This is a genomic window from Mesorhizobium sp. M0909 (assembly GCF_040319515.1).
GTDB lineage: Bacteria > Pseudomonadota > Alphaproteobacteria > Rhizobiales > Rhizobiaceae > Mesorhizobium.
This window is the reverse complement of sequence record NZ_JAMYOA010000006.1, coordinates 145,696-165,740: the sequence shown is the minus strand read 5'-3', so window position 1 is coordinate 165,740 and position 20,045 is coordinate 145,696. Positions and strand designations below refer to the sequence as shown.

Annotated in this window: 15 protein-coding genes; 12 read left to right on the top strand and 3 right to left on the bottom strand. The window is 60.2% G+C overall.

What is annotated here, in order from left to right:
- The first annotated feature begins 38 nt into the window (after window positions 1–38).
- From NKH83_RS11500 to NKH83_RS11485, 4 genes are all read left to right on the top strand, one after another.
- Complete coding sequence (locus tag NKH83_RS11500) at window positions 39–272, top strand: hypothetical protein (protein WP_352801468.1); 234 nt, start codon at window positions 39–41, stop codon at window positions 270–272.
- 776 nt (window positions 273–1,048) lie between these two features.
- Window positions 1,049–2,263, top strand: a complete 1,215-nt coding sequence (locus tag NKH83_RS11495) for a glycosyltransferase family protein (RefSeq protein ID WP_352475773.1) — start codon at window positions 1,049–1,051, stop codon at window positions 2,261–2,263.
- A gap of 1 nt (window position 2,264) precedes the next feature.
- Entirely contained in the window at window positions 2,265–3,509 is a 1,245-nt protein-coding gene (locus NKH83_RS11490; RefSeq protein ID WP_352801179.1) for a glycosyltransferase, read from the top strand.
- Window positions 3,506–4,672: a glycosyltransferase family protein gene (locus tag NKH83_RS11485; RefSeq protein ID WP_352801177.1), complete on the top strand. Its 1,167-nt coding sequence runs from the start codon at window positions 3,506–3,508 to the stop codon at window positions 4,670–4,672. The genes NKH83_RS11490 and NKH83_RS11485 overlap by 4 nt, the downstream gene beginning before the upstream one ends.
- Before the next feature lie 120 nt (window positions 4,673–4,792).
- Here the strand turns inward: NKH83_RS11485 and NKH83_RS11480 are convergent, their stop codons facing one another.
- Window positions 4,793–5,461, bottom strand: coding sequence for a class I SAM-dependent methyltransferase (locus tag NKH83_RS11480; protein ID WP_352476068.1), 669 nt, complete (start codon window positions 5,459–5,461; stop codon window positions 4,793–4,795).
- 336 nt (window positions 5,462–5,797) lie between these two features.
- Here NKH83_RS11480 and NKH83_RS11475 point away from each other — a divergent pair, with 336 nt between their 5' ends.
- The 3 genes from NKH83_RS11475 to NKH83_RS11465 all read left to right on the top strand — a co-directional run bounded on the left by NKH83_RS11475 (window position 5,798) and on the right by NKH83_RS11465 (window position 10,096).
- Window positions 5,798–8,512 carry an ABC transporter transmembrane domain-containing protein gene (locus NKH83_RS11475; RefSeq protein WP_352475776.1) on the top strand — a complete coding sequence of 905 codons (2,715 nt, stop codon included), beginning with the start codon at window positions 5,798–5,800 and terminating at the stop codon, window positions 8,510–8,512.
- A gap of 157 nt (window positions 8,513–8,669) precedes the next feature.
- The gene (locus NKH83_RS11470; RefSeq protein ID WP_023675957.1) at window positions 8,670–9,119 is read left to right on the top strand and encodes a cyclic nucleotide-binding domain-containing protein; all 450 of its coding nucleotides are present in this window, start codon (window positions 8,670–8,672) and stop codon (window positions 9,117–9,119) included.
- A gap of 122 nt (window positions 9,120–9,241) precedes the next feature.
- Window positions 9,242–10,096, top strand: a complete 855-nt coding sequence (locus NKH83_RS11465; protein WP_352804284.1) for an MBL fold metallo-hydrolase — start codon at window positions 9,242–9,244, stop codon at window positions 10,094–10,096.
- A 52-nt stretch (window positions 10,097–10,148) separates the two neighbouring features.
- Here the strand turns inward: NKH83_RS11465 and NKH83_RS11460 are convergent, their stop codons facing one another.
- Both NKH83_RS11460 and NKH83_RS11455 read right to left on the bottom strand, forming a co-directional pair.
- Window positions 10,149–10,925 carry a polysaccharide deacetylase family protein gene (locus NKH83_RS11460; protein ID WP_352804281.1) on the bottom strand — a complete coding sequence of 259 codons (777 nt, stop codon included), beginning with the start codon at window positions 10,923–10,925 and terminating at the stop codon, window positions 10,149–10,151.
- The gene (locus NKH83_RS11455) at window positions 10,922–12,010 is read right to left on the bottom strand and encodes a glycosyltransferase family 4 protein (protein WP_352804278.1); all 1,089 of its coding nucleotides are present in this window, start codon (window positions 12,008–12,010) and stop codon (window positions 10,922–10,924) included. Before NKH83_RS11455 ends, NKH83_RS11460 begins: the two co-directional genes overlap by 4 nt.
- 74 nt (window positions 12,011–12,084) lie before the next feature.
- On the opposite strand from NKH83_RS11455, the gene NKH83_RS11450 reads away from it, so the two are divergent.
- The 5 genes from NKH83_RS11450 (at window position 12,085) to NKH83_RS11430 (ending at window position 20,044) form a co-directional block, all read left to right on the top strand.
- Complete coding sequence (locus NKH83_RS11450) at window positions 12,085–13,263, top strand: DUF3095 domain-containing protein (protein ID WP_352804276.1); 1,179 nt, start codon at window positions 12,085–12,087, stop codon at window positions 13,261–13,263.
- A gap of 105 nt (window positions 13,264–13,368) precedes the next feature.
- Window positions 13,369–14,712, top strand: a complete 1,344-nt coding sequence (locus NKH83_RS11445; RefSeq protein ID WP_352804274.1) for a nucleotide sugar dehydrogenase — start codon at window positions 13,369–13,371, stop codon at window positions 14,710–14,712.
- Window positions 14,713–14,763: 51 nt separating this feature from the next.
- Complete coding sequence (locus NKH83_RS11440; protein WP_352804271.1) at window positions 14,764–16,104, top strand: adenylate/guanylate cyclase domain-containing protein; 1,341 nt, start codon at window positions 14,764–14,766, stop codon at window positions 16,102–16,104.
- 149 nt (window positions 16,105–16,253) lie between these two features.
- On the top strand, window positions 16,254–18,149 hold the full coding sequence (locus tag NKH83_RS11435) for an ABC transporter ATP-binding protein (protein WP_352804268.1): 1,896 nt from the start codon (window positions 16,254–16,256) through the stop codon (window positions 18,147–18,149).
- Window positions 18,146–20,044: an ABC transporter substrate-binding protein gene (locus tag NKH83_RS11430; RefSeq protein WP_352804265.1), complete on the top strand. Its 1,899-nt coding sequence runs from the start codon at window positions 18,146–18,148 to the stop codon at window positions 20,042–20,044. The genes NKH83_RS11435 and NKH83_RS11430 overlap by 4 nt, the downstream gene beginning before the upstream one ends.
- The last annotated feature ends 1 nt before the right edge of the window (window position 20,045 follow it).

Sequence of the window (20,045 nt, the reverse complement as noted above, 5' to 3'; positions counted from 1 at the left end):
GCAGTGACTTGGGCCCTCCAAGAGTCTAAGCAGCCAGCATGCTTCTGACAGCACGAAGGAAAAACCGCTGCATACCCCGCTTTCTTGCCGTCTACACCATGAAGCCCGAAGACCTCGCTCGCTTTGGCAGCCTGCCTAAGCCCGAGCAGGATGCGATTGATGCCGTCGGCTTGCAGCAATGGGCGGACTGGGGGAGAGAAATGCCGCGTTTTTCCCCGATCGCGGCGACTTCAACGCCGTCAAAAAATTATGCTATTGGCTTTAAATGCTAAAATCGCCGCAAAAAATTTTGAGGTTTCGCCTACTGTCGGGACCAATCGAGCGGTTTTTGCACCTCGCGACGTTTCGATGGCCCGCTGAGGTCGTCTCAAAAAGTACCGCCACCGTCCCCGCTAAGGCATTAGCCAGAGGCCATAGCGATCGACAAGCAACCGGTGTTGCACATACCCCGCTGCGGGCGGTGTGTTGTGAGCGCTGGCATCCACTCGATTCCTGGCGAAATTCAGGCTAGCTTGGGCGATAGATGGCTCAGTTCTGGTCGGTGAATCATAATCAGACCGCCCGTCAAGAGATTGATGGGCAGCACCTTTGGTCTCCCAAGACCGAGAGCGATGGCGCGCGAAACGAGTTCTGCAACAACATGTGCCGTGCGACGCCCGGCGACCCTGTCCTTTCGTATACCGATCAAGCAATTGACTATATGGGCAGGATCGCGGAATCGCTTTCACCGCTCCGAAACCATCGAGTTCGGAGAGACCGGAGCTTATTGGAATCAAGAGGGATGACTTCTGCCGATCCTTTGGACACCGCTTTCCCCTTCGATTCATCCCAAAACAACAACGGGGAGTCTCGGCCCGCCCCCGCCGAGGCGATATTCGCCACTCCATCTAGTTTCGGACTCAGGCAATCAGAAAGCCCTATCTGACAGGCATTCCACAGAAGTAATGCAAATTCAAAATCGCGGCCTCATGTTTCAAAACCAGGATGGTTTCGAAGCCGGCGGGTCGCTCACGGTCCTCAAAGCGAGAATTCTAAGAGACGTTCAACAATGACCCAGCACGCAGAAAACGCTCGAATTCTCATGTACAGTCACGACACGTTCGGGCTGGGCCACTTGCAGCGCTGCCGAACTATCGCGCATTCGCTGGTCGAGGATTTCCGCGGACTTCAGGTGCTTATCATTTCGGGTGCGACTATCGCTGGCGCCTTCGACTACCGTGCCCGTGTCGACTTCGTGAAGATCCCCAGCGTCATCAAGCTGCGCAACGGCGAATACACCTCGCTGGAAAAGGACATCGATCTGCATGAGACGCTAAGGATGCGCCAGTCGATCATCCGCCACACGGCCGAGACCTTCCGGCCGGATATCTTCATCGTCGACAAGGAACCGCTCGGCCTGCGCGGTGAGATTGAGGACACGCTGTCCTACCTCAAGACGCGGGGCACCACGCTGGTGCTTGGCCTGCGCGAGGTGATGGATGCGCCGCATCTGCTCGAAGCAGAGTGGGCACGCCGGGACGTGATGCGCAAGATAGGCCTGTTCTACGACAAGGTCTGGGCCTATGGCCCGCCGGATTTCTACGATCCGTTGACCGGCTTGGATGTGCCGCCGGCTGTCAGGGCAAAGATGAGGTTCGTCGGTTTCCTGCAACGGAGCCTGCAGCGGAACGAGTTGCCCGGCCATCGGCCCGAGGGCGACTATATCCTCGTTACCACCGGTGGCGGCGGTGACGGCGCCGATCTGATTCACGACGTCATCGATGCCTATCAGCAGGATCCGCAATTGCAGCATAGGGCCCTGATCGTGCTTGGGCCTTACATGCCGGCGCGCAAGCGCAACAAGCTGCTCAAGAAGGGGTCCAAGATCCCCTATATCAGGATCATCGAGTTCGACAACCGCATGGAAGACCTGATTGCCGGCGCCAAGGCGGTAGTGGCGATGGGCGGCTACAACACCTATTGCGAGATACTGTCTTTCGACAAGCCGGCGCTGATCGTGCCGCGCGTCGAGCCCCGCAAGGAACAACTGATCCGCGCACGGCGCGCGGCCGAACTCGGCCTCATCGAGATGTTTTTGCCGGAAGAAGCCGAGGATTCCCGGCGGTTTGCCGATGCACTGAAGGTGCTGCCGGACCGGCCCCGCCCATCGCAGAGCAATCCGCATCTGACGCTGGAAGGGCTGCCTCATATTTCCGAAATCGTCGCCGAACTGCTCGACCGGCGGGCCGGCCATCACCTTTCGGTCATTGAAGGAATGACGTGAGTTGCAACATCGCAAGATCGTCGTGGTTCTGAAGGGTTATCCGCGGCTGTCCGAAACCTTCATCGCGCAGGAACTGCTCGGTCTTGAGCGTGCGGGGTTCGACCTGATACTTGTCGCGCTCAGGCGGCCGACCGACGAAAAACGCCACCCCGTGCATGACGAGATCAAAGCGCCCGTCCATTATCTGCCGGAATATCTGCATGAAGAGCCGCTGCGCGTGTTTCGCTCGCTGTTTGCCTATCTGCTGCGTCCGGGCTTCTGGCGCGCGCTCGGATCGCTGGCTGCCGATATGCCCCGCGACTTTACGCGCAATCGCGCGCGCCGCTTCGGGCAAGCGCTCGTGCTGGCGGCCGAATGGCCGGAAAACGCGGGCTGGCTGCATGCTCATTTCGCGCACACGCCTGCATCGGTGACGCGCTATGCCAGCCAGCTTCGTGGCCTGCCCTGGACCTGCTCGGCCCATGCCAAGGACATCTGGACTTCGGCGGACTGGGATCTGGCCGGCAAGCTTTCCTCGGCGCGCTGGACGGTCACTTGCACGAAAACCGGCTTCGACCGTCTGAAAAAACTCGCTAACGGCAACTCGTCTGTGCATCTGAGCTATCATGGGCTCGACCTTGATCGCTTTGGCAGTTTCGATGAGGCGCGAAAGCAGCATGACGGCTCGGCTCCGGACGAACCGGTTGTCGTTCTGAGTGTCGGGCGCGCCGTTGAAAAGAAAGGTTACGACACGTTGCTGGAGGCCCTTGCCCTGTTGCCCGGCGATTTGGCGTGGCGTTTCGAGCATATCGGCGGCGGCGAAGAACTGGAACGGTTCAAGGCGCTGGCGCAAAAGCTCGGCCTGGATGGTCGCGTCTCTTGGAAAGGCGCGCTTGCGCAGGAGGAGGTGCTTGAGCACTACCGCCGCGCCGACATCTTCGCCCTGGCCTGCAGGATCACCGCAAATGGCGACCGGGACGGTCTGCCGAATGTTCTGGTGGAGGCGGCTAGCCAGCGGCTTGCCTGCGTGTCGACCGATATTTCCGGCGTGCCAGAGCTTTTATCGCCGGATGAAACCGGCTTGCTGGTTCCGACGGAAAACCCGATTGCCCTGGCACAGGCGCTGGAGCGCCTGATCCGTGATCCCGGGCTCCGCGGCCGTCTCGGCGACGCCGCAGAGCGGCGCGTGCGCGGCAATTTCGATCATATGGCAAGCATTGGACAGCTCAAGGAACTGTTCGAGCGGGAGTGGCGGGCCGCCGAATGAAGCGGCTGCGCGCTTTCTTCTATGTCCAGCACCTGCTCGGCATCGGCCATCTCGCGCGCGCCAGCCGCATTGCGGCGGCTCTGGTCGATGACGGGTTTGACGTAACCGTCGTGACCGGTGGAGCGCCGATCGCCGGGTTTCCGGGACCGGGGGTAAAATCTGTAACCCTGCCACCTGTCACCTCCGGTGATGAAGGATTTTCGGGACTTGTCGACCTGCAAGGCAACCCGATCGACGATGATTTCAAGAAATGGCGTTCAGAGATGCTGCTGCAGGCATTCCGGGATTGCAGGCCTGATATCGTCATTGTCGAAGCGTTTCCATTTGGACGCCGGCAGATGCGTTTCGAACTCTTGCCGCTGATCGAGGCCATCGACGCGACGTCGCCCAGACCGCTGCTGGTGACGTCCGTCCGCGATATCCTCCAGGAGCGCGTCAAGCCGGGCCGAAACGAGGAAACGGTCGATCTCATCAACAGGCATTTCGACCTTGTTATGGTCCACGGCGATCCGGCTTTCGCAACCATCGACAAGACATTTCCATTGGCTGGGGCGATCAGGGCCGAGGTCACCTACACAGGGCTCGTTGCCGCGCCGCCATCGCCCGCGGCCTCCGAGCGCTTCGACGTTCTGGTGTCGGTTGGCGGCGGGGCTGCCGGAAGGAGCCTTGTCAGCTCCACCATCGCAGCGGCGCGGAATGCCAACAACGCTTGGAAATGGTGTTTGATCACCGGCCCGAACCTGCCGAAAGACGAGTTTGACGCGATCGCACGCGATGCCACGCCGGGCCTGTCCATCTTCCGGTTCCGCGAGGATTTCGCCAGCCTGCTGACCGGCGCCCGCCTGTCAGTCTCGCAGGCGGGTTACAACACGGTCTGCGATGTACTGCGCGCGGGTTGTCGCTCCCTGCTCGTTCCATTTGCAGCCGGCGGGGAAACCGAACAGACGGTTCGCGCCCTGATGCTCGAAGAACTCGGTCTTGCAACGGTGCTGACGGAAAAGGACCTGACGCCTGAAGGTTTGGCGCAAGCTATCGAACAGGCGCTTGTGGGACGGACGCCATCCGCGCATCGTCTCGATCTGGAAGGCGGGCGTCGCTCGGCGCAAATCCTGCGCGAGCGGTATCGAACATGGTCCCGGGCCCGGTTTCGGAGAAGTTCATGATCAAACAGACGATAGATCCTAACGCGCGTAGCGTCTGTGAGGTTCGTGCGACGCGCTTCAAGTCCTGTTTTTATGCGTGTCGTTGTCCCAAAACCGCTACGCACTTTTGGGCGAAATGCATTAAACAGTTCCAATCAGCATGAAGCGCGTATAATTTTTTGTCGGCAGTTCGCCGGAGAACCGCACCTCCCGTAGCGCCGCCATTGCCTCGAAGGCTGCAAGCGAAGCCACGCAGTTGATGTGCGTCGGCTCGCTGAAATAATCGTTCGATTGCAGCAGTACATTCGTGCCCGGCGGAAGCAGAGCAAGCCAGGCGCGCAGATCGGCTATGTGTTCGCAGCTCGTATTGACCATCAGGTCGGGCCGCCCGGCCGCATAGTCGAGTGCGTACATATCTGCCGTCAGCGCCCGGAACCGGTCGCCGGCTTCCCGGTTGAGGGTCCGGGCGACCGGCGCGACTTCAGGATCGATGTCTATGCTATCGATCGCCGCGATGTCGAAGCGGGCATCGTTGAAAAGCATTGCCGGCAATACGCCGTACCATCCACCCAGAACCCATATGCGCCCGAAGCGGCCGCCGCCGCTTTCGAACAGCCTGTCGAGCGCCCACATCTTGCAGGCGACCTGCTTGTGGTTGAAGGCGTTGGCAATATCGGCCTTCGGATGCTTGGCGACGACGCGCGCCAGCCCTGCCACGAGAGGGCAGTTGACATAAGCAGCAATTCCCCGTGTGAGGTCCAAGGCTTGCTCATGCCAGTCCATGGCATTGCGTGGTTGCGTGACATCCATCATAATTCGTCTTGTATGTTGGGATTCTGGGCGACACAACGCAATCTTGCCTCCCGCAAGACTGTTTGATTCCGCGGACGTGATCATGCTGCAAGCCGCTTGGCTATTGCCCGGTGCCGGAGAGAGCCTATTGCATCTGTCCGGATCATCGGCGTCCATCCGCCAGCACCAGCCGCGCAGCTGCGGCCTCGTGCTGCTCAGCTGTTCGCCAAAGCCCTGCGAAAGCCGCGGACCGTTTGGCCAGCTCGTTGGCGATGAAGAAATTGCCGATACGCCATTCGCCAGCAGGTGCTTTTACATCCTGCACGCTTCCAACTGAAGGGTCCACAGTCGCATATGGAAGCCAGCCTAGCCCGCTATATCTGGACGCACACCAAGAAGCAGCAGCTCTGGATATTGATGATCGTCGTGCTTTCGATGATCCCATATTTCATGTCTTTCGACCTGCCGAAGCTGATCGTCAACGGACCGATCCAAGGTCGCGGCTTCGAGCAACCGGGCGCGACCCAGCCATTCATGAGGCTACACTATAACCTGCCGTTCATTGGAGAGGTCCAGTTCTTCTCCGGTTTTCAGCTCGACCGCGAGGAGACCCTGTTTGCCCTGAGCCTTGTGTTCCTCTTGCTAGTCGTCATCAACGGCCTGTTCAAATTCTACATCAACACCTACAAGGGCCGCCTCGGCGAACGCATGCTGCGGCGTATCCGCTTCGATCTGGTCGACCGTGTGCTGCGGTTTCCGCCGGTTTACTTCAAGCGGGTGAAATCCGCCGAAGTGGCGACCATGGTGAAGGACGAGGTGGAGCCGCTGGGCGGCTTCATCGGCGACGCCTTCCTGCAGCCGGTACTGCTCGGCGGCCAAGCGCTGACGGCCATGCTGTTCATCATGATCCAGAACGTCTGGCTAGGAATGATAGCGGTCGTGATCGTGGCGATCCAGATCGTGCTCATCCCGCGAATGCGGCGGCGGCTGATCGTGCTCGGGCGCCAACGGCAGTTGACGGCGCGCGCGCTTTCGGGCCGGGTTGGCGAAATCGTCGACGGCATCGGCACGGTTCACGTCCACGATACATCAAACTACGAGCGCGCCGACATAGCTGCCCGGCTCGGGCTCATCTTCAAGATCCGCTTCGATCTTTACCAATGGAAATTCATGGTGAAGTTCCTCAACAATTTTCTCGCGCAGCTCACGCCCTTTCTGTTCTACATGATCGGCGGGTATCTGGTCCTCCAGGGACGGCTGGACGTCGGCCAGCTCGTGGCCGTGATCGGCGCCTACAAGGACCTGCCCGGACCGATGAAGGAACTGATCGACTGGGATCAGGATCGGCAGGATGTCCAGGTCAAATATCAACAGGTCGTTGAACAGTTCACCGTCGAAGGTCTCATCGCGCCGAGTATCATGGCATTGACGATGGACGATCCCGATCCGATGACCAAGCCGCTGTCAGCGATCAATCTGTCCATAGCAGACGATGGCGGTGCGATGCTCCTCAACCGTATCTCCCTCCAGGTCAAGCCGGGTGAGACGGTGGCACTGGTCAGTACCGCAACAGGTGGAGCGGAGGCGCTTGCAGAAGCCTTCGCGCGGCTGATCTGGCCGGACAGCGGAAAGGTCGCTTCGGGCACCGACGACCTGCTTGAACTCCCGGAAGCAGTAACCGGCCGGCGCATATCGTACGCCTCGTCGGATGTTTTCCTGTTCCAGGCAAGCCTCCGCGACAACCTGCTCTACGGGTTGAAGCATGCGCCGCTGACATCGGTGCCTTATGACGGTGCTGCGGCAGATCAGCACCGCTGGAACATTCACGAGGCGCGCCGGTCGGGCAATCCGGATCTTGATATCCACGGCGACTGGATCAACTATGCTTCCGCTGGCGCTACCGGCCCGCACGACCTCTTTGAAGCAGTGCGCCGGGTGCTCGACGCGGTTGTTCTGTCGCGTGACATTCTGGATCTCGGATTGCGCTCTTCAGCTGACCTCACCCGTCACACGGAGCTTGCCAGGCGGATCGTCGAACTGCGTGCGGCGCTGCGGGCCCGGCTGGAACAAGAGGGGCTGAGCGGACTGGTGGTTCCTTTCGAACCGGGCGCCTACAACAAGGAAGCAACGATCGGCCAAAACCTGCTCTTCGGCGCTGCCGCCGGCCCCGAACTGGCCGACAGGGCGCTGGCGGCCAATCCCTATTTTGCTTCCGTGCTGAGGCAAGCCGGCCTCGACCGCACGCTCTACGAAATGGGCTTGGAGATCGCCAAACAGGCGATCGAGTTGTTTGCCGACCTGCCGCCCGATCACCAGTTCTTCCAGCAGCTCGCCTTCATGAGCGCGGAGGAGATACCCGCCTACGAAACCTTGCTGCAACGGCTCAAGAACCGTCCCTACGAGGCGGTTTCGGAGAACGATCGCGCCATGATCGTCACCTTGAGCTTTGCCTACATCGAGCCCCGGCACCGCTTCGGCCTGCTGAGCGACGAGCTGATGAGCAAGATCGTCGCTGCACGCAACCGGTTCTATGAAGACCTGCCGCCCGAGTTGCACAATGCGATCGAACGGTATGATCCTGCCAAATACATTGCCGCGGCCACCGTCATGGATAATGTCCTGTTCGGGCGTGTGGGCAACAATCATCCCGACGCGCCCGACCGCATACGCTCCATCGTCTATGACATTCTTGACGAACTCGGGCTTTATGGCGAACTTCTGGATGTCGGCCTGGACTTCAACGTCGGCTCCGGCGGGAGGCGGCTGACCGGTGGACAGCGACAGAAGCTCGATGTTGCCCGGGCCTTGCTCAAGCGTCCCGATTTTCTCATTCTCAACCGGCCGCTGTCGGCGCTCGACCAGCGCATGCAGGATAAAGTGCTGCGAAATGTGCTCGAGGAAGCCAGGCGCGACGGCCATTCGCCGGCAATTGTGTGGGTCGTGACGAATCCGGCAATGGCGATGATGTTCGATCGCGTTGTCGTCTTCGACTCGGGTCAGTTGGCGGAAGACGGAACACACGAGACACTTTTGGCGGGGAACGGTATCTTCAAGGAACTGTTGTCATAGAGCAACGGACATTCAGATGGATCATTCTGGGGGGTGCACGACATCGGGCTCGCCACCTTTCGCGTGGTTTGTCTCGCCATGCCGGAAAGAGAATTAATTCCATGTGGGCGTCCTTTGCTCTAGTCTGGCAAACGCGAATTTTGGAAGGTTTGCGACAATGCTGCTCAAGGATGAAGTTGGAATGCTGCAACGCGTTCCCTTGTTCTCTGCCATCGAGCCGACAAAGCTCAAGCTGCTTGCGTTCACATCCGATCGTGTGAGCTACAGCGCCGGCCAGATCCTTTTCAGGCAGGGCGACGAGGGAGACGCCGCCTATGTCATCCTTTCAGGCAGAGCGGATATTCTTGTCGATTCCGATAGCGGACCGATAAAAGTTGCCGAACTGGAGCCAAATTCGATCGTTGGCGAGATCGCCATATTGTGCAACAGCTCCCGCACTGCCACCGTCAGAGCGGCAAGTCCGCTGGAAGCCTTGAGAATCCGCAAGGATCATTTCCTGAGGCTTATGAGGGAGTTCCCGGAAATGACCATCGAGATATTGCGGGTTCTTGCCGATCGCCTAAGCCATACGACCGCGGATCTGATCGACGCACGAAGCGCCAAATAACGAAGGACGTGCGCCCGATCCTCGCCGTCGTGACGGCACTGTCCTCTCGCTGAGAAGATCACCCGGAGAAAGCCTGTCTCGCCTAGCAGCAGTTGTTTGGATATGATGGGCGAAGGGGTAGCATGGACGACAACGTTTTCCTGGTCAGGTTTTGGGGTGTCCGCGGCAGCATTTCGGTATCAGGGCCAGAATTCTCTCGCTATGGCGGCAACTCAATCTGCGTCGAAATGCGATGCGGTAAGCATACGCTTCTGTTCGACGCAGGCTCTGGCCTACGGCCTGCCGGCGCGGCACTTCAGGCGTTGGGCGTAACCGATTTCGACCTGCTTTTCACCCATTGCCATTACGATCACATCATCGGGTTGCCGTCTTTTGCGCCGATCTATGATCGGGGCGCCAAGGTTACGCTTTGGTCCGGGCATCTTGCAGGACACATGACGACCCGGCAGATGGTCGATGAGCTCATGCAGCCGCCGTGGTTTCCGGTGAAACTGGAAGCCTGCAAGGCAAGCCTCGACTATCGCGATTTCGTATCCGGAGACGTGCTTCGCCCGCGCGAAGGGGTGGTGGTCCGAACCGGCAGTCTTATCCATCCGGGCGGCTGCATAGGTTACCGGGTCGAATGGGGCGGCCGCGTCGTGGCGATGATCACAGACACTGAGCACGAGCCGGACAAACTCGATCAGGCGGTGCTCGGGCTGATCGAAGATGCAGACCTCGTCATTTACGATTGCACCTACACCGAGGAGGAAATGGAACGCCGCCGCGGTTACGGGCACTCGACATGGCAACAGGGTGTCAAGCTCTGTGAGGCGGCCGGTGCGCGGAGGCTTGCGCTGTTTCACCACGATCCGACACGGACCGACGAGGAACTGGACGAGATCGAGAAACTGGCCAAAGACAGGTTTACCGGCGCTTTTGCCGCGCGGGATGGCCAGACGCTCAAATTTCCAGTCTCATTGCGCAAAAAGCGCTGAGCTGTTTTGCTCTATCTCTTTGTTTTGACGCAATTCCGGACGGAAAACCCGTTCACACCTTTCCTGGAATTGCTCTACCGGCGCTGCGCCCGATCAATGTCCTGACCGGAAGCCATACGCAGGCTTCAGTCTGTGCGGTGACTGTGAACAGCCGTTCGAGGAAGAGCCAGGCCGATTCATCATGCACGAAATGGTGGGTGAGCAGGCCGACCGGTTCGCCTCCATCGAATGCATGCTGCAACTGCGCGATGATGGCCCGAACCAATAGGCCATGATCGCGGCAGCCGCGCGTGCCATGCCAATCCATGATGTCGACATTGCTGTTGATGACCGCAAGTGAAGCCGGTCTTGGCGGCCCATAGACCGACAATGCCGAAAATCCTATCGATCCAAGGTCGGATACCAAGCCGGCGTCGATCCTGTTCCAGGGTGGCACCAGCATCGGAACGGCACGTGCGCCGTGCAGGCCGGTTATGTGCGACAGCCCGCGAGCCAGATCATCGAGCACCGCCTCGCGTGGCCGATGCGCGCCGAGCTCCTGCTTCTTCTGGCCCTCCGGAGCATGATTTCGGTGCGCCCAGCCGTGGATGGCGACCGTGGCATGCGGCGCCTCGTCAAGCCGAACGACAAGCTTCTCGTCAGTCAGGGCGGGAATGACGGCCAGAGTCACCGGAACCGCGAATTCACCGGTGAGGTCGAGCAACCGATCAAGCGCAGGCGTCGGATCCACGGCGTCATCGTCGCGCAGCCAGAACTCCGCCTTACGGTCCGCCCGTTGCCGGCTCGCCAGTTCCTCCATCAAGGGTTGCCAGATTTGATCGGATGTCATGAGACCGGGATCTTCGCAAGAAGTTCGGCCAGACGCGCCGCCGCAGCACCGAGAGAACGTTCTTCGAGGATGAAACGTCTGGCTTCTGCGGCCATGATAGATCTTTCGTCGTTACGGGTCAGAAGCCTTTCAATGGCAGAAGCGAACGCCGCCACATCGTCCGGCGGGGTGAGAAACCCGGCCTGGCCATCCCGCACGACCTCCGGCACGCCGGCGACGTCCTGAGCCACAACCGGAAGGCCGGCGGCCTGTGCTTCAAGATAGGCAACGCCATAGGCCTCGCCGAAACCCGGCCAGACGTAAATTCCCCCACTGTAGAGGACATCCGGCACTGCGGCTGGCTCAAGCGCGCCAAGCCATTCGATACGCTCGGCGGGCAAGCCGGCGAACTGCGCTTTGATCTCCTCGCGGGCAGGTCCGTCCCCGACGACCGATATGGTCCAGGGCAGATGACCGATCGAACCGAGCGCCTGCGCCAGCATGCGATAGCTTTCGACTTTGTCGCCCGGGCGCATCATGGCGACGGTAACGAGGCGCGTCGGACAACCCCCTGCCGGTGTTTCCCGGAATAGCGATGTGTCGATGAAAGGCGAAAGCATGCCGAAAGCGGCTTCGGGTATCGCATCTGCCAGTCCCTGACGATCCCTTTGCGTGAAGCAGATGTTCAGTGCCGCCTGTTCGACGGCTCGCGCCACCAACGCTTGCGTATCGGCCCACAAACCGGTGTTGCGCCGCCTCGAATAGGAGGCTTCCGCTGTCACATAGGGAACGCCAAAGGCCAACGCCAGTTCGGGCCCGATCAGGTCGGGCGCCTTGTAATAGGGATGATAGGTGAACCACAGATCGGGCTTGCCGTCACGATCCCAAAGCCCTGCCAGCCGCGCGGCTTCCTCCCGGGCCTCGATGTTGAGCGCATCGAAACTTTTCGAATCCGGTTCGCGTAGATAGAAGCGCAATTCGGATGCCAGTTCGACGCTGTGCCCTCCATGCTCCAGCGCCTTGACCAGCATCCGTGCCATCTGACGGTCGCCGGAGGCAACGGGGTGATTGGGCGACTTCAGCGGCGCGTAGAAGGCAATTCGCATCGCCGGACCCTATCATCGGAAAGCCTGCGCAAGTCAATTTCGAAGCATGATCGACTTCACCCTCAAGCACTGGAATGTGCTATCTGATGCTCATGGAAACAGCTGCCGCGTCCGACCCGTTTGTCGCTTCCCTACCGGTCTTCGCCAGGTTCGAAAGCGTTGCCGATCTCGATAACTATCGGCCTCTCCCCGATGGCTGGGCGCTGGCCACCGCAGATATCGTCGGCTCGACCAAGGCGATCGAAGCGGGGCGCTACAAAACCGTCAATATGGCCGGTGCCAGCGTCATTTCGGCGCTGCTCAATGCGCTGGGTAGGCAAGATCTTCCCTTTGTCTTCGGCGGCGACGGCGCGCTCGTGGCGTTTCCCGGCTCGGCGCTGGAGATCACCCGCAACGCGCTGGCGGCTGTCCAGAGATGGGTGGCGGACGAACTGGATCTGACCTTGCGTGCCGCAATCGTGCCGATAAAGGATATAAGAGCGCAAGGCCTCGACGTTCGCGTGGCGAGGTTCCAGGCCTCCGATGCAGTCTTCTATGCCATGTTCGCCGGAGGTGGCGGCAGTTGGGCGGAAGCCGAGATGAAAGCGGGGCGCTACCGCATCGATCCTGCGCCGGCCGGCGCGCGGCCGGATCTGACCGGCCTTTCCTGCCGCTGGAACCCAATCGAAGCCCGGCATGGCGAAATTGTCTCGATCATCGCCATACCGGGGGCGTCGCGCGACTTGCGCGGTTTTCAGTTTCTGGTTTCCGACATCATCGCCCTTGCCGGCAGGCAGGAACGCGATGGCCACCCGGTGCCAGTGAACGGGCCGGACTACAGTTTGCTGCCCGCCGGCCTCGATATCGAGGCGCGGGCCATGGCACCGGCAGGACGGCGGTGGCTGTCGAAGCTGTGGATAGTGTTCCTGATGACGCTTACGGCTGTTACGGATAGATATGGCTGGACGATCGGCAGATTCGATCCGAAGATCTACAAACGCGAAGTGGCCAGCAATTCGGATTTCCGGAAGTTTGACGATGGCTTGAAGATGACCATCGACGTTGACGCGGATGTGTTGCAACGGATCGAGAACCGGCTGAAACAGGCGGAAGAGGCGGGCATCTGCAACTATGGCCTGCACCGCCAGAAATCGGCCTTGATGACATGCCTCGTCGCATCGCCGCTGCAGCGCGATCACGTTCATTTCATCGATGGCGCCGCCGGCGGCTATGCGATGGCTGCCGCAAGCCTTAAGGCGAAGGTGCCGGTCTGACGGCTTGCGGACATCGATTTTCCGCAATATGCCTCGGGGCTCTTGTGAGCGGTGAGCCTCACCATGGAAGCGGACGGCCTGTCCGAATTGACGGGAAGCACATTTTTGGACGCCTCACGATCGACATATGACCGTCTTCTGACCCGGATTTCGACGCGTTCCGCGCAAGTCGGCGTGATCGGACTGGGCTATGTCGGGTTGCCGCTGGCGGTTGCGATCGCACGCGCCGGCTTCCCGGTTTCCGGCTTCGACATCGAAGCCCAAAAGGTCGAGAGCCTGAACAACGGCCAATCCTACATCGAGGCGGTGACGTCGACAGCCCTTGCCGGCCAGGTGGCGAGCGGACGGTTCCGCGCCACTGCGGATTTTGCCGAACTGGCCGTTTGCGATGTCATCATCATCTGCGTTCCGACACCACTGACGAAACACCGCGAGCCGGATCTCTCCTTTGTCAGGAACACGGCAGGTACCATCGCGAAGCATCTGCGTCTCGGCCAGCTGATCGTGCTGGAATCGACCACCTATCCCGGCACCACCGACGACGTGATCAAGCCCATCCTGGAAAAAACCGGCTTGCAGTCGAGGAGAGATTTCTTCCTCGGCTTCTCGCCCGAACGCGAGGATCCCGGCAACCGCAGCTTTGAAGTCGCGACGATCCCCAAGGTCGTGGCAGGTGACGGCACTGAAGCGGCGATGCTCGTGCAGGCTTTCTACCATGGCGTGGTCAAGACCGTCGTTCCGGTTTCCACCACGGCGACCGCCGAGGCGGTCAAGCTGACGGAAAACATCTTCCGCTCGGTCAACATAGCCCTCGTCAACGAGTTGAAGGTCGTGCTCGGTGCGATGGGAATCGACATCTGGGAGGTGATCGAGGCGGCAAAGACCAAGCCGTTCGGCTACATGCCTTTCTATCCTGGCCCTGGACTTGGCGGGCACTGCGTTCCGATCGATCCTTTCTACCTGACGTGGAAGGCGCGCGAATACGAACTGCCGACCCGCTTCATCGAGCTGGCGGCAGAGATCAACACGGCCATGCCGCGTCATGTGGTCGATGAACTGGCGAAGGCGCTGGATCGGCGCTGCGGCAAGGCGCTCAGCCGCTCGCGCATTCTCATCATCGGGCTCGCCTATAAGAAGAATGTGCCCGACATCCGCGAAAGCCCCTCATTGCGGCTCATTGAACTCATCGAGGAATGGGGCGGCAAGGCGGAATTCCACGATCCGCATGTTACCGAAATCCCGACCACACGGGAGCATATGGCGATCAAGGGGCGTCGCTCGGTCGAATTGACCGAGGTGGCCCTGAAGGATTTCGACGCTGTCGTCGTTGCAACCGACCACGACGCGATCGACTATCAGGCGATCGCGGATCACGCTCTACTGATCGTCGACACACGCAATATTTTTGGCCGCCTCGGGCTAGCCCGCGAGACGGTGGTGAAGGCCTGACGGCGTCCGAGCCGGCGAATTTGTGGCGGATCAAGGAGATTTCGAGATAGCATGAGCACAGCACAAGCAGAAATTTCTGCCATTCTCATGGATAAGGTTGCCGATTGGCTGACGCAATCGGCGTTGGCGGGCGACGACCTGGAAACATTGGTAAGGGGCTTTTGTGAACGGCTGGCTGCTGCCGGCCTGCCGTTGAAGCGGGTGCATTTGAGCTTTTCGATGCTTCATCCGCTTTATGACGCGCTCGGCTTCACTTGGCTCCGCGGCCAGGGCCTGGAAGTGGAAGGCTTCCGCAAGGAGAACGGCGTTCATTCCGACAGATTCCTGACCAGCCCATACTACCATCTGCTCAGCCACAAGCTCGACCATCTGCGGCGCCGGCTCGACCCGTCGGTGCCGTCGGAATTTCCTGTTTTCGATGACCTCAAGCTGATGGGCGTCACCGATTACATGGCTTTCGTCCATCCCTTCAGCGGCAACACCAGTCAGGGCATGATCGGGTCTTGGTCCACCGACAGTGCCGCAGGCTTCAGCGACAGCATGATTGCGGCGCTGCTGCGCATCCAGAACCATCTCGCAATCGCAACCAAGATGGCGGTACTCACCAAGCTTGCCGACAACATGATGACCACTTATCTCGGCGGCGACGCCGGCAGGCGCGTGCTCGACGGCCAGATCAAGCGCGGCGAGGGTGATACAATCCGGGCGGCACTGGTCATGGGCGACATGCGCGGGTCGTCAAGACTTGCCGAAACCTCCGGCCGCGAAGTCTATATCGATACGCTGAACCAGTTTTTCGACGCCGCTGCTGCACCTTTCAATCGCAAGGGCGGGCAGATCATGAGTTTCATAGGGGATGGCTTCATTGCCGTTTACCCTTGCGCAAGGCACCGTTCACAGTCCGAGATCGCCTGCCAGGCCGCTCTTGCAGCAGCGCACAAGGCCACCGCGCGCATGATGGATCTCAATCTGCGCAGAAAGCAGCAGGGATTGAGCGACATAAACTATGGTATCGGCCTGCATGTCGGCAATGTGATGTTCGGAAATGTCGGGCTTACCGACCGGCTCACATTCTCCGTCTTCGGCTCGGCTGTAAACGAGGTCCAGCGCCTCCAGACCCTGACCAAGAAATATCCGCACTGCGTTCTCGCCAGCAAAGACTTCGCCAGCTATTGCGGCGCCAACAACTGGCTGGCGCTCGGCATGGAGGAACTGGCGGGCATCAGGCAGAAGCTAACGGTGCTTTCACCCGATTTGTCGGGTGCTCTCTCGCTCGACGAAGACGGTGCGCTGGAGCCGATTTACGACCGAATATCGGACGCCGAGCAGGTCATGCTGCTTCATCGCAATGCCGCGCGGCCGTCCGCGGGCGACCCGAGGAAGCTCCAGTAAACCGCCACGATCTGATCCGAACGCGTTTGGTATGCAGTCCGATCGCCGGTTCCGCCAGGGAACTGGCGACTGTTCGAATCCAAGTTGCTCTAGGCTGGCAATGCGCTAGTCTCGCCTTCTGAGCGGCCAGAGTGGGGGCTGGTGTGAGAATGAATTTGGGCGTTGATCTACTGCGGATCGAGGATGTTGGCATCTCTTTTGCCATTATAGGGGGACCGTTGCATGCCGTCAGGCGTGCGAATCTTCGCGTCTTGCCCGGCAAGGTTACCGCGCTTGTGGGCGAGTCCGGTTCCGGAAAATCGGTTCTCAGCCAAGCTGTGATGGGCATTTTGCCGAACACAGCCCATGTTCGCGGCCGTATCCTGTTTTCCGATCCTGAAAAGCCCGGCACGACGCAGGATATCCTGCAGATGCCGCGTGACGGACCCGAAATCCGGGCGTTGAGAGGCAGCCGCATCGGCAAAATATTTCAAGAGCCGATGACATCACTGTCGCCGCTGCATACGATCGGCAATCAGGTCAGCGAATCCCTGCAGATTCATACACCCACGGCTCGGGTGGAGCGCAAGGCGCGGACCGAGGAAATGCTCGGACTTGTCGGCTTTCCCAACCCCAAGCGCGCCTATGACATGTATCCCTTTGAACTTTCGGGAGGATTGCGTCAACGCGCCATGATCGCCATGGCGCTTATCTGCCGGCCCGCCCTGTTGATCGCCGACGAGCCGACAACGGCGTTGGACGTCACCATCCAGGCGCAAATCCTGCAATTGCTGCGCGAGCTTCAGACGAAGCTGAACATGGCGATGCTGCTGATCACGCACGACCTTGGCGTAGTCGCCAATGTCGCCGACGAGGTGGTGGTCATGTACCATGGCGAGATCATGGAAGCGGGGCCTGTGGAGGCGATATTCCGCCGGCCGGGCCACCCTTACCTGAAGGGCCTGATGGCCGCCGTTCCGCATTTCGACCTGAAGCCCGGCGAAAGGCTAAAGGCGCTCCGCGAGGTGCCGGTGAATGTCGGGAACCTGCTCGGCAAGCAGACGGCGCCGGCATCGAAGGGGCCGGACGACCTCCTGCTGTCGGTCAGGGATATGACAAAGACCTTCACGATCCGCAAGTCCGGATGGTTCGGCGGAGGTCATCAAACCTCTGTTCGCGCCGTGGACGGCGTGAGCTTTGATATCAGGCGGGGCGAGTGCCTGGGTCTTGTCGGCGAAAGCGGCTCCGGCAAAACCACCGTCAGCAAGGTCCTCATGCGGGCTGTCACCCCTAGCGGCGGCTCTGTGATCTTCAACGGCCGCGATGGTCCGATCGACGTCTTGAAAGCCGAGGGAGACGCTCTGCGCATGCTGCGCGCGAAAATCCAGATGGTCTTCCAGGATCCGGTTTCGTCGCTTTCGCCTCGCATGACGGTGGAGAACATTTTGAGCGAGCCGCTGGAAATCCATCAACGTGGCAATGCCGCGTCCCGACTCGCCACGGTCAAGAACTTGATGCAGGCAATCGGACTCGACCCGCGCTTCATAAAGCGTTATCCGCACAGTTTCTCCGGCGGACAGCGTCAGCGTATCGGCATCGCGCGCGCGTTGGCACTGGGGCCTGAACTCCTGATCTGCGACGAGCCAGTTTCGGCACTCGATGTCTCTGTCCAGGCGCAGATCCTGAATCTTCTGAAGGACCTGCAGAAGGAACTGGGCCTGACCTACCTGTTCATATCCCACAACCTGGCGGTGGTGGACTACATGGCAGACCGCATCGCGGTGATGTGCGGCGGGCGTATCGTCGAGCTAGCGCCGCGCGAAATTCTGCTTAGGAAACCGGTCCACCCCTACACGCGCTCACTGGTCGCCGCAGTCCCTTTCCCCGATCTCGACAGGCCGATGGATTTCAAGACTCTGAAGCTCAGCGGCGCTTCCGACACCAGCGCATGGGGACCGCAATTCCGCGAGCAGGGCGACGAGGACATGCTGTCGCCGCTCGATCTTGGCGGCGGCCACCTCGTGCTGGCCCGACGTTCGGCCGATGTCAGCGAGCTACGCCATTGATCAGCCGGCGCACCGTCCTTGGACTCATGGCTTCGGCATTTCTGCCGGGCACGTTGCGCGCCGGCGATCTGGAGCCGGAATTTCTTGAGCCGCAGCTGAAGGCCAGGGCGCTGCCGGCACTCGCCGAACGCCTGCCCAAGCGCCCGCGCGCGTTGAATCTCGCTGCGATGGGCCGGCAGCCCGGCCAATATGGCGGCACGCTGCGCACGATCATTGGCAGCCAGAAAGATATCCGGATGATGACGATCTACGGGTACGCTCGCCTGGTCGGCTATGACGAAAAGCTTAATCTGCAAGCCGACATTCTCGAAAGTTTCGATGTAGCGGATGATCGTGTCTTCACTTTCAAGATACGAGAAGGACATAAATGGTCTGACGGTAGCCTGCTGACGTCGGAGGATTTTCGCTATTGCTGGGAAGATGTCTGGCTGAACGATGAGCTTTCGCAAGGCGGGCTCGCCCCGGCCCTGCTGGCGGACGGCAAGCCGCCACGCTTCGAGATCGTCGATCCGTTGACGGTCCGCTACAGTTGGGATGCGCCCAATCCCGACTTCCTGCCCAAGCTCGCCGCTGCTTCGCCCCTATCGCTTGTTCTGCCGGCCGCCTATCTCAAGCAGTTCCACAAGAAATACCAGGATCCATTCCGGCTCGCCGGCCTAATGAAGGAGAACCGGGCCAAGAAATGGACGCTCTTGCATATCCGCATGTCGCGGCAATATCGCCCGGAGAACCCGGAACTGCCGACGCTCGATCCCTGGCAGAACCGGACCAAGCCGCCGGCTGAGCAGTTCGTCTTCGAGCGGAACCCGTTCTTTCATCGAATAGACGAGAATGGCCGGCAACTGCCCTATGTCGACCGGATAGTCATGAACGTCAGCTCGTCGGCGATCATTTCCGCTAAGACCGGTGCGGGCGAGAGCGACCTGCAAGGCATGGGAATTGACTTCACCGATTACGCCTTCCTGAAGGATGCGGAGAAGCGCTACCCGGTGAAGATGCATCTCTGGAAACGCACACAAGGTTCGCGGCTGGCGCTGCTGCCCAATCTGAATTGTGCCGACCAGGTGTGGCGCGGCCTTTTTCGTGACGTGCGCGTGCGCCGCGCACTTTCGCTCGCTGTGGACAGGCGCGAGATCAATTTGGCCGTGTTCTACGGGTTGGCGCAGGAAAGTGCCGATACGGTCCTGCCGGAGAGCCCGCTCTACCGGCCGGAATTCGCGAAAGCCTGGGTCGCCCATGATCCCGACCAGGCCAATGCCCTGCTCGACGAGGTCGGGCTTCAGGCGCGTGACGATGACGGCCTGCGGATACTTCCCGACGGACGCTCGGCGCAGCTCGTAGTGGAAACGGCCGGCGAAAGCACGCTGGAAACCGACGCGCTCGAGCTCATCACCGATCACTGGCGCAAGATCGGCATCGCTCTGTTCATCCGGACTTCGCAGCGCGACATCTTCCGCAGCCGCGCGCTTGGTGGCCAGATCATGATGTCGATGTGGTCGGGCATCGACAATGGCGTGCCGACCGCCGACATGAACCCCTACCAACTGGCCCCCACCGTCGACGACCAGCTGCAATGGCCGCTCTGGGGTGCTCACTACTTGTCCCGTGGCAAGGTCGGCGAAGCGCCCGATCTTCCGCCCGTGGTCGAGTTGATGGATTTACTCAAGCGCTGGAACGCATCGACCGAAGCCACGGAGCGCGCCGAGATCTGGAATTCAATGCTGTCGATCTATACCGATCAGGTGTTTTCGATCGGCACGGTGAACGGAACGCATCAGCCGGTTCTGGCATCCTCGCGGCTGCGCAATCTGCCCGACAAGGCGCTTTACGGCTACGACCCGACCGCCTATTTCGGTGTCTATATGCCGGATACATTCTGGCTTGGAGAGTCCTGAG